Source organism: Streptomyces sp. 8N616 (assembly GCF_052246385.1).
Classification (GTDB): Bacteria; Actinomycetota; Actinomycetes; order Streptomycetales; family Streptomycetaceae; genus Streptomyces.
Genome location: NZ_JBQQBY010000006.1, coordinates 155,484 through 169,472 on the forward strand (window position 1 = coordinate 155,484; position 13,989 = coordinate 169,472).

8 protein-coding genes are annotated in these 13,989 nt (G+C 71.5%); 2 read left to right on the top strand and 6 right to left on the bottom strand.

Annotated elements, in window-relative coordinates:
• Window positions 1-15: 15 nt before the first annotated feature.
• From ACTWQC_RS07620 to ACTWQC_RS07630, 3 genes are all read right to left on the bottom strand, one after another.
• Window positions 16-297, bottom strand: coding sequence for a hypothetical protein (locus ACTWQC_RS07620; RefSeq protein ID WP_443314782.1), 282 nt, complete (start codon window positions 295-297; stop codon window positions 16-18).
• A gap of 308 nt (window positions 298-605) precedes the next feature.
• A complete protein-coding gene (locus tag ACTWQC_RS07625; RefSeq protein ID WP_443314783.1) occupies window positions 606-2,021 on the bottom strand; it encodes an amidase in 1,416 nt (471 codons plus the stop codon).
• A 209-nt stretch (window positions 2,022-2,230) separates the two neighbouring features.
• A complete protein-coding gene (locus ACTWQC_RS07630; RefSeq protein WP_443314784.1) occupies window positions 2,231-2,767 on the bottom strand; it encodes an HNH endonuclease in 537 nt (178 codons plus the stop codon).
• A 222-nt stretch (window positions 2,768-2,989) separates the two neighbouring features.
• On the opposite strand from ACTWQC_RS07630, the gene ACTWQC_RS07635 reads away from it, so the two are divergent.
• Window positions 2,990-4,093: a mechanosensitive ion channel family protein gene (locus tag ACTWQC_RS07635; protein WP_443314785.1), complete on the top strand. Its 1,104-nt coding sequence runs from the start codon at window positions 2,990-2,992 to the stop codon at window positions 4,091-4,093.
• 297 nt (window positions 4,094-4,390) lie between these two features.
• On the opposite strand, the gene pepN is transcribed toward ACTWQC_RS07635, so the two are convergent.
• The 3 genes from pepN to ACTWQC_RS07650 all read right to left on the bottom strand — a co-directional run bounded on the left by pepN (window position 4,391) and on the right by ACTWQC_RS07650 (window position 11,715).
• Entirely contained in the window at window positions 4,391-6,994 is a 2,604-nt protein-coding gene (pepN, locus tag ACTWQC_RS07640) for an aminopeptidase N (protein WP_443314786.1), read from the bottom strand.
• A 151-nt stretch (window positions 6,995-7,145) separates the two neighbouring features.
• A complete protein-coding gene (locus tag ACTWQC_RS07645; RefSeq protein WP_443314787.1) occupies window positions 7,146-8,174 on the bottom strand; it encodes an aspartate-semialdehyde dehydrogenase in 1,029 nt (342 codons plus the stop codon).
• A 223-nt stretch (window positions 8,175-8,397) separates the two neighbouring features.
• A complete protein-coding gene (locus ACTWQC_RS07650) occupies window positions 8,398-11,715 on the bottom strand; it encodes a S8 family serine peptidase (protein WP_443314788.1) in 3,318 nt (1,105 codons plus the stop codon).
• Between the two features lie 488 nt (window positions 11,716-12,203).
• Between ACTWQC_RS07650 and ACTWQC_RS07655 the strand changes: the two genes are divergently transcribed.
• The gene (locus tag ACTWQC_RS07655; RefSeq protein WP_443314789.1) at window positions 12,204-13,955 is read left to right on the top strand and encodes a TIGR03767 family metallophosphoesterase; all 1,752 of its coding nucleotides are present in this window, start codon (window positions 12,204-12,206) and stop codon (window positions 13,953-13,955) included.
• Window positions 13,956-13,989 lie beyond the last annotated feature (34 nt).

Here is a 13,989-nt window from a genome sequence, read left to right on the forward strand (position 1 = left end):
TCCGTGCTCCCCCAGCTAACGCTGGGAGGTGCCCCCAGCACCCATGCCGGTGGCGGTCGGTTCGCTGGTCAGCGGAAGTTCTGCGGCGAGCGGCGGCTCGCTCGTGAGGGGAGCGGTGTCGGCGAGCGGCGGCTCGCTGGTGAGCGGGGGCTCGGCCCACTCGCTGGAGCTGGCGCCCTCGAGGCCGGAGTCGGGGTCGGACAGGCCGTCCAGGTCGAGCGGGTTGACGGGCTCGGGATCCAGGGGGTCGGCGGGTTTGGACTGAGCGGACAGAAGCAGTTGGGCTGGCGCGGCCACGCGGGCCTCCGTGAGTCGACGGGAGTGGGTCACAGCAGCTCTACCCACCGGGCGCGGCCGCAGACGTAAACACCACAGGAACGTGGGACAGGTCACATATGGTTCCCGTGCGTGATTTCACGGCCGCGCGCGGTGTCGAGCGCAGGGATTGCGGCGGAACGAGAGTCTACGGCGTCGAATTTCCGGAACGTACGGACCCCGACGTACGGACCCGGACGTACGACCCGCGTCGGGCTCAACGCACGGACACCGGGCACGCGCGCGTGCCCGGACGCGACGTACGGGTGCCGGGGCCCGGGGCGCCGCCGTCACCAGATCTCCGGGCGCCTGCCCGCCCATGGGACCGTCGCCTCCAGCTGGGCCGCGAGCGCCAGCAGCGGACCCTCGGCGCCGTGTGGCGCGCCCAGCATCATCCCGACGGGCAGCCCCTGGCCGGTCCAGCCGAGCGGGAGGGAGACGGCGGGCAGCCCGGCGATGTTCCAGGGACCGGTGAAGGGCGTGAAGGCGATCTGTGCGGCGAAGTCGGCGGCCGGGTCGGCGTCGTCGCGCAGGGCGCCGACGGGCTGCGGGAGCCGGGCGAGGGTCGGGGTGAGCACGGCGTCGTACGGGGCCACGGCGGCGGCCAGCCGGCGTCCCACGCGCTGCATGGCGGCCAGCGAACGCGCGTACTCCAGGCCGGTCGCGGCCCGGCCCTGCTCGCGCAGCCAGCGGGTGAGCGGCATCAGCTCCGCCTCCCGCTCCGGCGGCACGGGCGCGAGCCCCGCCAGCACCGCCCACACGGGCGTGAAGGCGTCCCGGTCGCCGGGCCGCAGCGGCTGGTCCGCGTCGATGACGTCGTGGCCGAGCTCGGCGAGCAGCGCGGACGTCTTCTCGTACGCGGCGAGCACCTCGGGCTCCACGGTGACGTCCGGCACGTCGGGCCGCGCCCAGCGGGCGATGCGCAGACGCCCGGGAGTCCGCTCGCACCACGCGAGAAACGGCGTCTCGGTCGCGGCCAGCGGAACCGGGTCGCCGGGCACGGGCCCGGCCATCACATCGAGCAGCGCGGCCGCGTCCCGGACCGTACGGGCCAGGGGCCCGGCGGTGGCGAGCCCGCTGACGTCGCCCTCCGGGGCCGGGCTGATCCTGCCCCTGCTGGGCTTGAGGCCGACGATGCCGCAGCAGCTTGCGGGGATCCGGATGGACCCGCCGCCGTCGCTGCCGGTCGCGGCGGGCGCGAGACCGGCGGCCACGGCGGCGGCCGCCCCGCCGCTCGACCCGCCGGCGCCGAGGGCGGGCTCGTACGGGCTGCGGGCGGGCGGCCCGACGCGGCTCTCGGTGTAGGCGGGCAGTCCGAACTCGGGGGTGTTGGTCTTGCCCAGCAGCACCGTCCCGGCGCGCTCCAGCAGGCCGACGAGGTGGGTGGCGGCCTCGGGCGGGGCGACCCGGTCGGCGAAGACGGCCGACCCGGTGGTGCAGCGGATCCCGGGCACGGGGTCGAGGTCCTTCACCGGCAGCGGCACCCCCAGCAGCGGCGGCAGCTCCCCGCCGGCGGCGAGCCGCAGCTCCGCGCGGCGGGCGTCGTCGAGCGCCCGCTCGGGGGTGACGGTGAGATAGGCGCCGACGGCGCCGTCGAGACGCTCGATCCGCCGCAGATAGTGCTCGGCGAGCTCGACGGGCGACACGTCCCCGCGGCGAACGGCAGCGGCCTGCTCGAGCATGCTCAGCTCATGCACGTCATCCACGCCCTCACTGTACGGCGTACGGTCCCATCACCCGGCCGTTTCCGGCGGCTCTACGGGCAGGGGCCGGCTTTGCTGCACGAACGGCTCACCGCATGCCCTGATTTGCCCGATTTCGTACGGTCCGGTGGTGCAGGAAGGACTGGGGCCGTGGCATGAGGAACCGCCCGACGGCGTCCGCGGCCGTCAGGCGGCATGACGATGGCCCGGCTTCAGGCAGATATGCCGTCGATCCGGGCCATCGCGTCGTCCGCGCCGTACGGCTGCAGGTATGGCAGCCAGCGCGGATCCCTATGGCCTGTGCCGATGATCCGCCAGGCGAGACCCGACGGCGGTGCGGGCTGGTGCCGCAGCCGCCAGCCGAGCTCGGCGACGTGCCGGTCGGCTTTGACGTGATTGCAGCGGCGGCAGGCGGCCACCACGTTCTCCCACGAGTGCGGCCCGCCGCGACTGCGCGGAATGACGTGATCGACGCTGGTTGCGACGCCACCGCAGTACGCGCACCGGCCGCCGTCACGGGCGAACAGGGCGCGGCGGGTGAGCGGGACAGGGCCCCGAAAGGGGACCCGCACGAAGCGCTTCAGACGGACGACGCTGGGTGCGGGGACGACGCGGGTGGCGCTCCGCATGAGCGCGCCGGAATCCTCGAGGCTGATCGCCTTGTCGTTGAGCACGAGGATGAGCGCGCGGCGAAGCGGTACGACGCCGAGTGGCTCGTACGACGCGTTGAGGACCAGGACATGCGGCACGGGTGCCTCCTTGTACGCCGGCGGCGCGTGGCTCGCGCCGGGACGATCTGGTCTCAGTCTCTCCTCATGCCTGGTCGCGGCGCCACCACGTCCGGGTAACGCATCAGGAGTGTTTTCGACCACACCTTGGTTTTTCCCCAGCTCGAAACCGGCCCTCTCTCGAACAGAGCAGCGGACCATGCAGGATGCCCCGTTAGTGTGGTTGGTCGTCCCATACGGAAGGTGTTCACTGTGTCCTGGTTCCTCGCCGACGGCACGTCGCCCGACGCCGCGCCCTCGCTCCAGGAGGCGCAGGAGAACGCGTCCCAGGCCGCCGGCTGGGTGGAGCAGAACTGGTCCGCCTGGCTCGGCGCAGGCCTGCGCATCCTGCTGATCCTCGTCATCGCGATGGTGCTGCGATCGCTCGTCCGCCGGGCGATCACCAAGTTCATCGCGCGGATGAACCGCACCGCACAGGCCGTGGACGGCACCGCGCTCGGCGGTCTGCTGGTGAACGTCGAGCGGCGCCGCCAGCGCTCCGAGGCGATCGGATCCGTGCTCCGCAGCGTCGCGTCGTTCGTGATCCTCGGCACAGCCGCGCTGACCATCCTGTCGGTCCTGAACATCAACCTGGCGCCGCTGCTCGCCAGCGCGGGCGTCGCAGGCGTCGCGCTCGGCTTCGGCGCCCGCAACCTCGTGACCGACTTCCTCTCCGGCGTCTTCATGATCCTCGAGGACCAGTACGGGGTCGGCGACACCGTCGACGCCGGGGTCGCATCCGGCGAGGTCATCGAGGTCGGGCTGCGGGTCACCAAGCTGCGCGGCGACGAGGGCGAGATCTGGTACGTCCGCAACGGCGAGGTCAAGCGGATCGGCAACAAGAGCCAGGGCTGGGCCACCGCCGCCGTGGACGTCCAGGTCCGCTACGACGAGGACCTGGAGAAGGCCCGCAGGACCATCCTGGAGGCGGGCGAGACGCTCGCCAAGGACGAGCCGTGGAACGAGCGGCTGTGGGGCCCGGTCGAGGTCCTCGGGCTGGACTCGGTGACGCTGGAGTCGATGGTGATCCGTACGCAGGCCAAGACCATGCCCGGCAAGGCGCTGGGCGTGGAGCGGGAGCTGCGCTGGCGGATCAAGAAGGCCTTCGACGAGGCGGGGATCCGGATCGTCGGCGGAATACCGCTGGAGGCGGGCGCGGAGCCGGTGCTCGACCCGGCTGCGGGTGTGGCCGCCCCGTCGGCCCTGGCCAGCCCCGATTCGCCGAAGTCGCAGAGCGCGTCGCCGATCCCGCCGCCCGCCTCCGGCGCGGCCGCCGGCGCGGCCGCCGGCGCGAGCATCTCGAAGTAGCGGCACACCGGGCGGCTCCCGGGCCGCACCTGCGCGTGCAGAACGCGAAGCGGCCGCGGTGCGCCGTATCGCAGTGCAATACGGCGCGGTACGCGTCGCATGGGCCTTCTGATCGCCGCCACGGCCGCCGCGCAGGGCCTGCCGCTCTCCACGCGCAACGCGGACGACTTCAAGGGGTTGGAGCGGGGTGTGGAGGTCATCCCCGTCTGAATCCCCTCTGAGACGGCATGCCTTCTGAGACGCAGGGTGCCCCGGGCCGTCGTACGGTCCGGGGCACCACCACATCGTGGGGCGGCTCTACGGCTGGTCGGCGGCTGCGGCGTCCGCGGCCTGGGCCTTCAGAGCGCGTTCGACGCCCGCGCGGGACTCCGTCACCAGCCGGCGCAGCGCCGCGCTCGGCTCCGCCGAGGCCAGCCACGCGTCCGTCGCGTCCAGCGTCTCCTGCGAGACCTGGACCGCAGGGTAGAGCCCGACCGCGATCTGCTGCGCCATCTCGTGGCTGCGCGACTCCCAGACGCCCTTCACCGCCTCGAAGTACTTCGCGGTGTACGGGGCAAGAAGCTCGCGCTGGTCGGTCTGGACGAAGCCCGCGATGACCGCCTCCTGCACGGCGTTCGGCAGCTTGTCGGACTCCACCACCGACGCCCACGCCTCGGCCTTCGCCTCCGCCGTCGGCCTCGCGGCCCGCGCGGTCGCCGCGTGCCGCTCGCCCGCCGAGGTCCTGTCCCGCTCCAGCTCCGCGGCGATCCCCTTCTCGTCCACCCTGCCCATCGCCGCCAGCCGCTGCAGCAGCGCCCAGCGCAGCTCCGTGTCGACGGCCAGGCCGTTGATCGTCTCCGTGCCGTCCAGCAGGCCCTGCAGCAGGGCGAGTTGCTCGTCCGTACGGGCCGTGGCCGCGAAAGCCCGCGCCCACGCCAGCTGGTGGTCGCTGCCCGGCTGCGCCGCCCGCAGCCGCTCCAGCGCCGCCTCGCTCCACTGGGCGAGGCCGGTGGGCCGCCAGCCCGGGTCGGCGTAGAGGTCCAGGGCCAGCTTGACCTGGCGGTGCAGCGACTGGACGACGCCGATGTCCGACTCCTTCGCGATTCCGGACAGCACGAGGTCCAGGTAGTCGCGTGTGGCCAGCTCGCCGTCGCGCGTCATGTCCCAGGCCGAGGCCCAGCACAGCGCGCGCGGCAGCGAGGCCTCGAAGGCGCCGAGGTGCTGGGTGACCGTCGCGAGCGACTCGGCGTCGAGCCGCACCTTGGCGTACGACAGGTCGTCGTCGTTGAGCAGGATCACCGCCGGGCGGGGCGTGCCCTGCGGATACGGGACCTCCGTGAGCTCGCCGTCCACGTCCAGCTCGATCCGGCTCGTACGGACCAGCTTGCCGTCCTTGAGGTCGTAGTTGCCGATCGCGATCCGGTGCGGGCGGAGCGTGCCACGCGGCGGAGCCGCATCATCGAACGCCGCACCCTTCGCGCCGGCCGGCAGCGCCGGGGCCTCCTGCCGTACGGCGAAGGAGGTGACTGCACCCGAGGCGTCCGTCTCGATCTCCGGCCGCAGCACGTTGATGCCCGCCGTCTCCAGCCACTTCCTCGACCACGTCTTCAGGTCGCGGCCACTGGTCTCCTCCAGCGCGCCCAGCAGATCCGTCAGCCGGGTGTTCCCGTAGGCATGGCGCTTGAAGTACGTCTGCACGCCGGTGAAGAACTCGTCCATGCCGACATATGCGACGAGCTGCTTCAGCACCGAGGCGCCCTTGGCGTACGTGATCCCGTCGAAGTTGACCAGGACGTCGTCCAGGTCGCGGATCTCGGCCATGATCGGGTGGGTCGAGGGCAGCTGGTCCTGCCGGTAGGCCCACGTCTTCATGGAGTTGGCGAAGCTGGTCCAGGCGTGCGGCCACTTGCTGCCGGGTGCGTGCGCCTGGCAGGCGACCGAGGTGTACGTGGCGAACGACTCGTTCAGCCACAGGTCGTTCCACCACTCCATGGTCACCAGGTCGCCGAACCACATGTGGGCCAGCTCGTGGAGGATCGTCTCGGCGCGCATCTCGTACGCCGCGTCCGTCACCTTCGAACGGAAGACGTACTGGTCGCGGATGGTGACCGCACCCGCGTTCTCCATCGCGCCCGCGTTGAACTCCGGCACGAACAGCTGGTCGTACTTCGCGAACGGGTAGGGGTAGTCGAACTTCTCCTCGAACCAGTCGAAGCCCTGCCGCGTCACCTCGAAGATCGCGTCCGAGTCGAGGTGCTCGGCGAGCGAGGGCCGGCAGTAGATGCCGAGCGGCACCGACCGGCCGTCCTTCTCCCAGCTGCTGTGCACGCTGTGGTACGGGCCGACGATCAGCGCGGTGACGTAGCCGGAGATCCGCGGCGTCGGCTCGAAGCGCCAGATGTTGCCGACGGGCTCGGGCGTCGGCGAGTTCGAGATCACCGTCCAGCCCTCGGGGGCCTTCACGGTGAACTGGAAGGTCGCCTTCAGGTCCGGCTGCTCGAAGGACGCGAAGACCCGGCGGGCGTCCGGCACCTCGAACTGCGTGTAGAGGTACGCCTGCTGGTCGACCGGGTCGACGAACCGGTGCAGCCCTTCACCGGTGTTGGTGTACGCGCAGTCGGCGACGACCTTCAGCTCGTTGGGGCCCGCCTCCAGGGACGGCAGGGCGATCCGGCTGTCCGCGAAGACCTCGGCGGGGTCGAGCGCGGCGTCGTTCAGCACGACCTCGTGGACGGCCGGCGCCACCAGGTCGATGAAGGTCCCCGCGCCCGCCTCGGCGGAGTCGAAGTGCACCGTGGTCACGGAGCGGAACGTGCCGCCCTCCTGGGCGCCGGAGAGGTCGAGCTCGATCTCGTAGGAGTCGACGGTGAGCAGGCGCGCCCGCTGCTGCGCCTCTTCGCGGGTCAGATTCGTGCCAGGCACGCGGCGTCATCTCCTTCGTCGTTACGTTTCAGCCATCCTTCCACGTCGTGGCGCTTTCACCCGGGTCTGCGAGCGGGCCTCGGCGGGCGGGCCGCACGACGATGAGGGGCGGGCGCTCGTGGCGCCCGCCCCTCTCTGCGTCCGGTCGGCGTCAGCCCCTGAGCTCGGCCGCCACCAGCTCCGCGATCTGGACCGCGTTGAGCGCCGCGCCCTTGCGCAGGTTGTCGTTGGAGACGAAGAGCGCGAGGCCGTTCTCGACCGTCTCGTCGGTGCGGATGCGGCCCACGTACGAGGGGTCCTTGCCCGCCGCCTGGAGCGGGGTCGGGATCTCGGAGAGCTCCACGCCCGGGGCGTCCTTCAGCAGCTCGTAGGCGCGCCGCACGCTGAGCGGACGCTCGAAACGGGCGTTGACCTGCAGCGAGTGGCCTGAGAAGACCGGGACCCTGACGCAGGTGCCGGAGACCTTGAGCCCAGGGATCTCGAGGATCTTGCGGGACTCGTTGCGGAGCTTCTGCTCCTCGTCGGTCTCGAAGAGGCCGTCGTCGACGATCGAGCCCGCCAGCGGCACCACATTGAAGGCGATCGGGCGCTGGTAGACCCCCGGCTCCGGGAAGTCCACGGCCCGGCCGTCGTGGGTGAGCTTGTCCGCGTCGGCGATCACCTTGGACGCCTGGCCGTGCAGCTCGGCGACGCCGGCCAGGCCCGAGCCGGATACGGCCTGGTAGGTGGCGACGACCAGTGCTTCGAGACCCGCCTCCGCGTGGAGCGGCTTGAGCACGGGCATCGCGGCCATCGTCGTGCAGTTCGGGTTGGCGATGATCCCCTTGGGCCGGTTCCCGATCGCGTGCGGGTTGACCTCGGAGACCACCAGCGGCACCTCGGGGTCGCGGCGCCAGGCCGAGGAGTTGTCGATCACGACGGGGCCCTGCGCGGCGACCTTCTCCGCCAGCGCGCGGGAGGTCGCGCCGCCGGCCGAGAAGAGCACGATGTCCAGGCCGGAGTAGTCGGCCGTCGAGGCGTCCTCGACGGTGATCTCCTGGCCCTGCCATGCCAGTGTCGAGCCCGCCGAGCGCGCGGACGCGAACAGCCGCAGCTCATCCAACGGGAACCCGCGCTCGGCGAGCACGGCCCGCATCACGCTGCCGACCTGCCCCGTGGCTCCGACGATTCCGACCCTCATACGACTCCCTCTCCGTTCCGGCGTGCCGGAACGGCACGACACATGCCCCACATCATGAGCCGGGACCCGGCCGTTCTGTCCACTCGATTGTCTGGTTTGTCCGGACTGCGGGACGGGCGGATGGGCGGCCGACGGGACGGGCCGATCGGGCGGGCCCCGGACAGACGGACGGGGCGGGCGCCGTTTCCGGGCGCCCGCCCCGCCGTCACAGGGCCCTTCCGGGTTACGGAGTGACCTTCTCGATCCGGACGCTGCCGGTGCCTGCGGCCGTGCCACGGGCGTTCAGCAGCTGGACCTCGCCGAAGAACTGCCGTCCCCCGGGGGCCGCGCCGCCCACCACGACCTCGGCTGTGACCTGCGTCGATGCGCCATGGGTGAGCTTGACGGCCTGCGACTCGTCGACCTTGACCTGGCCGAGCGAGGACGCGTAGTACACGTCCCGGTAGTCGTACTCGGTGCTCCCCGCCGGGACCGCGTAGCCGATGACCTCGAAGGTGTACGTACCGGCGGCCGGCTTGTCGAGGCTGACCGCCTCCTCCGAGTCGCCGTCCGCCGCCGAGCCGACGAGCTCGCCCTCCCGGTAGACGTTGAGGTCCAGGTCGGCGGCGGTGTCCGAGACGTTGCCGATGGCGACGTCCAGCCGCTCCACGCCCTCACCGAGGGTGAGCTCCGTGGTCTGGGTCTCGCCGTCCTTGATCGACGGGCGCGCGACCTTGGCCGAGCCGAGCGAGCCGCCCTTCAGCTTGCCGTCGATGGCGGCGAAGCCGTTGGTCACCTTCCACTCGACCGGGGCGGGCACGCCGACCTTGGCCTCGGGGATGGTGTTCACGGCCGGGTCGAAGGTGGCCCCGAGCGCGGTGACGTCCAGCGTGTACGGGTTGTCGAGCAGCGGCGAGGTGCGGCGCGCCTCGACCTCGATCTCCCAGACGCCCGGCTGCGGGTCCGCGTACGAGCGCAGGTCCGGGCGGCAGGTGTTGGCCGGATTCGGGTAGTTGTTGTAGCAGTTGGGCGTGGAGGTCGGGTCGACCGGAACGCCGTACGGGTGGATCGCGATGAAGCGCGTCTGGCTGCCCGCCCTCAGACCGCCGATGGCGACCTCGAGGGTCTTCGCGCCCTCCGGCACGGTCACGAAGTAGGACCTGGTGCTGTTGCGCTGCACCGAGCCGGACGCCGAGAAGGCGTACGCGGGCTTCGCGAGCTCCTTGGAGACGACCACCGTGGTGAGGATCTGCCGGTCGGTGCCCTCGGTGCGCTCGTCGTCCAGCTCCAGGATCGCGCTGTGCAGTCCGGCCGAGCCGGGCCTGGCCTCGACCTTGACGGTGACCGGCTTGTTCAGCGGCAGGCTGATCTCGTCATAGCCGGCCAGCCGGAACGTGCCGTCGTTGTTCGCCAGGGACAGCTCGTGGCGCACGGGGCGGTCGGGGCCCGTGGTACGGGTGATGGAGATGTCGTAGGTCTTCTTCTTGCCTGCCTTGAGGCCGCCCTCGCGGTCGTAGAGGCCGGTGCCGAAGCCCGGCTCCTTGAGCGCGAAGTCGATCGAGGTGTCGACGGGGGCCTTGACCTTGTACGCGTGGGCGGAGGCGCCGTCCTTGACCGACTCCCAGGCGTCGACGATGTCGATCAGGCCGGAGCCCTCCTCGTACGCCTTGGCGCCGCTGATGTGGTCGGCCGTGCTGGTCAGCGCAGTGCGCAGGGTCGCCGGGGTCAGGTCGATGTGCTTCTGCTTCGCGGCGGAGAGCAGCAGCGCGGAGGCGCCGGCGGCCTGCGGGGAGGCCATCGAGGTGCCCTGGAGCATGCCGTAGCCGGCCGGGAGCGCGTAGCCCGCCTCGGCGACCGGGGCGCCCGGCAGCCAGGTCTGGATGGTGTTGATGGAGGCGCCGGGGGCGGAGATGGTCGGGGTGAAGCCGCCGTCCTCGCGCGGGCCGCGCGAGGAGAAGGGGAACAGGGCGTACCGCTTCTCCACCTGGGAGCCGTAGTTGGCGGCCCAGGTCTCCTTGGAGACGGTCGCGCCGACGGAGATCACCTTGTCGGCGAGGCCGGGGTCGCCGATGGTGTTGGCGCCGGGGCCGCTGTTGCCGGCCGAGATGACCAGCTGCACGCCGTAGTCGTCGATGAGGCGGGTGTAGAGCTCGGCGCGGGCGTTGTTGCCGTCGTTGAGCGCCGGGAGGCCGCCGATCGACATGTTGACGATGTCGACGCCGCGCTTGGTGACGAGGTCGATCATGCCCTCGGTGAGCGCGACGTTGGTGCAGCCGCCGGTCCAGGTGCACGCGCGCGAGGAGACCAGCTTGGCGCCGGGCGCCGCGCCGTTCATCCTGCCGCCGAAGAGGCTGTTGGCGGCGGTGATGCCTGCGACGTGGGTGCCGTGCTCGGACTCGATGATGCCGATGTTGACGAAGTCGGCCTTCTTGCCGACCCAGTCGCCGCCGTAGGGGTCGGTGGGGACGTCCTTGCGGATCTCCACGACGAAGGGCACCTGCTCGACCACGTCGGTCGCCGGGTCGTCCTTGCCGAAGTGGCCGGTCTGGTAGCCGTCCTTGTACGGCTTCATGGCCTCGTCGTCGGTGAAGTCGCCGTCGTCGTCGAGGTCGACGCGGACGGTGCCGGCGGCCGGGTCGTACAGCACGCCCCACAGGTCGGTGGTGTCGCCGTCCCGGTTGAGGTCGCCCTTGGCGTCGCCGCCGGTGCTCGCCGCCTCGCGGAAGACGTTGACCTGGTAGGAGCCCGCGGGCGCGGTCCAGGTGCGGCCGTTGAAGGTGAACGTCGGCCCGGTGACCGGGTTGGTCATCCGCCGCCAGGTCGCGTCCCCGTCCACGATCGGGTCGGTCGCCGTCACCCAGTCGGTGATCTTGCGCTCGCCGGTGGTCGTCTTCCGCAGCGCCGGGTGCCCCAGGTCGACGCCCGAGTCGAGGATGCCGATGGTGATGCCGCGGCCGTCCGCCTTCGGGTGCTGCTTGACGAAGTCGACGGCGCCGGTCTCGAAGGACGGCTGGTACGGGTTCCTGGCCGGGGTGTTCTTGCCGGGCGCCGGGTACGTGCCCTCCGCCGCGGTCCGGGCGCCCTTGGCCCGGTCGGCCTTCGGCGTCGGGTCGTCGAGTGCGATCTCGTGCCTGAGGTCGATGGCGTGGACGCTGGAGAGCTTCTTCGCGTCGGCGATCGCCGCGTCGGCCCTGCCCGTCGGGACGGTGGCCCGTACGTAGCCGAGCTTGTCGTACGCGCGGCCGACGGAGGCGCCCTTGACCGCATCCAGCTGGTCCGCGACCTGCTCGGTCGCGCCGGGAGCGGTGGCGATCATCAGGGTGACGTTCTTGTCGCCGTCGGCCTTGGCCTCGGCGAGGAGGTCGGCGTCGGCCGAACCGAGCTTGTCGTCGGCCGACTTGACCGCAGCCGGGGCGGGGTCACCGTCCGAGGCGAGTGCGGGAGCGGCGGCGGGCCCGGTGGCGGCGAGGGCGGCCACCAGGCCCGCGGCTATCGCGATCCGTACCGTGCGTCTCGGCCCGGGTGCGGGGGACTCGGGTAGCGAAGATGAAGGCATGGTCATCCCTGCTTCTCAAACGGAAAAGGGGGTCCGGATTTCGGAGCCGGATGACCGAACTTTTATGTAAGCGGCGGGGGTTTGGGGAGCGTTGTCCGAGACGCGTGGTGGCCATGGCACATTTCCGCCACACGCCACCATGCGCAAAGGTGCATATGTCGTGTTGTGGGCAGTCGTTCCGCAGGGCGATGGGGGTGCCCCCATGTCGTTCGGGCTATGGGGGAGGGTGGGCACAACACGACCACCGGCCTGTAGCTGGGCACGATGCGGCAACCCCAGAGGCAGGCCCCGCTACCCCGCCAGATGAACACGTAGTGATCGCCAACTCGCCGGCACGCAAGCGCGAGATGACCGTTTTCGCGGCACATGATCCATGTGCCGCGATCGGCGTCGGTCGTTTCTGCATCGTTAAAGCTCAGGTCACCCCCGGTGCCAACTATCCCGAGAGAGCGGGAAACCCGCTCGCGCCCAAACCGCACTCGGGGAGTTCGCGCATGTCCCGGACCAAGTCCGTCGCCTCCGCCCTCGACCGCCGTGCCCTGCTCGCCGCCGCGAGCGCCGTCGGCGTCTCAGCCGGGCTCGGGCTCGCCTTCGGGCCGGGTGGTGGATCGGCCGAGGCGACGTCGCCCGCGACCGGGCGCCTCGCGGGACAGCGGGCCGTACGGGACGCGCCCGGCGCCCCGGCCACCGAGCCTGCCGCCGCGCCGTCGACCGCCGGCACCACCCTCCGTACCGTCTCGGCCCCGCGCGGCTCCGGCGGCTACCGGCGACTCACCGACGGGCCCGCCTGGCCCCGTGTCGTACGCCCCGAGATCGCCTCCGCCAAGTCCGGCCGCGAGGACCGCCGCACCACGCTCGCCTCCTTTGTGCAGTTCACCGATCTGCACGTGGTCGATGTCCAGCACCCGCTGCGCTACGAGTACATGCGCGCCCAGACCGCCAGCGCCTGGCGGCCGCAGGAGGCCCTGTCCGTGGCCGGTGCCATTTCGCTCGTCGAGCGGGTCAACGCCCTGCGCGGCGGCCCCGCCACCGGCGCACCGCTCTCCTTCGTCATGACCACGGGCGACAACACCGACAACAACTCCCGCACCGAGCTCGACTGGTTCCTCACCGCCATGAGCGGCGGGCGCGTCACGCCCAACTCCGGTGACCCGCACCGCTACGAAGGCGTGCAGGACAGCGGCCTGAAGCTGTACTGGCAGCCGGAGGCGGCGCTCCGCGACGCGGACAAGCAGCTCGGCTTCCCGCGTATCGACGGCTTCCTCGACGCGGCGATCCGGCAGCTCAACAGCCCTGGGCTGCGCATGCCCTGGTACTCCACGGTCGGCAACCACGACAGCCTGCCCGGCGGCTGCTACGCGCCCGGCGACAGCTTCTTCGCCGACTTCGCGGTCGGCGGCCGCAAGCTGGAGACCCTGCCGGAGGCCGAGGGAGCGGCCCTGTGGAAGGCCGTGAAGAAGGGGCTCGACCCCAAGGGCGAGAACTTCAAGGAGCTGCTGCGCACGCGCGCGCGGAAGATGCGCAGCGTGACGCCCGACGAGGGCCGCGCCCCCTTCACCCCGCGCGAGTACCTCCAGGCGCACCTCGACCCCAAGTACGCCGGCGCGGGCCCCGTCGGCCACGGCTACACCGCCGCCGACCTGGCCGCGAACCGGCTGCACTACTCCTTCCGGATCTCCGACGACGTCATCGGCATCAGCCTCGACACGACCGACCCCGGAGGCCACTACGAGGGCTCGCTCGGCACCGCGCAGCTGCGCTGGCTGGAGCGCACGCTGGAGAAGCACAAGGACCGCTATGCCCTGATCTTCAGCCACCACACCAGCAGGACGATGCGGAACCTGAGGCCCGACCCGGCGCGGCCGAACGAGCAGCGGCACGGCGGCGACGAGGTGGTCACGGTGCTGAAGCGGCATCGCAACGCGGTGGCCTGGATCAACGGCCACAGCCACAAGAACAAGATCACTCCGCACGGCACCTTCTGGGAGATCTCCACCGCCTCGCACATCGACTTCCCCCAACTCGCCCGGATCATCGAGCTGGTGGACAACGGCGACGGCACGCTGTCCCTCTTCACCACGCTCATCGAGTCGGCCGCCCCCTACCGCACGGACTTCGCCGACCTGTCCCAGACCGGCCTCGGCGCCCTTTACCGGGAACTGTCCTTCAACGCCCCGGGCACGCGGTCCGCGCTGGCGGGCGACCCGGTGGACCGGAACACGGAGCTGCTGCTCAAGCGGCCGTAGCGCCGCTCCACCGCTCCACCGCAGCGCCGCTCCA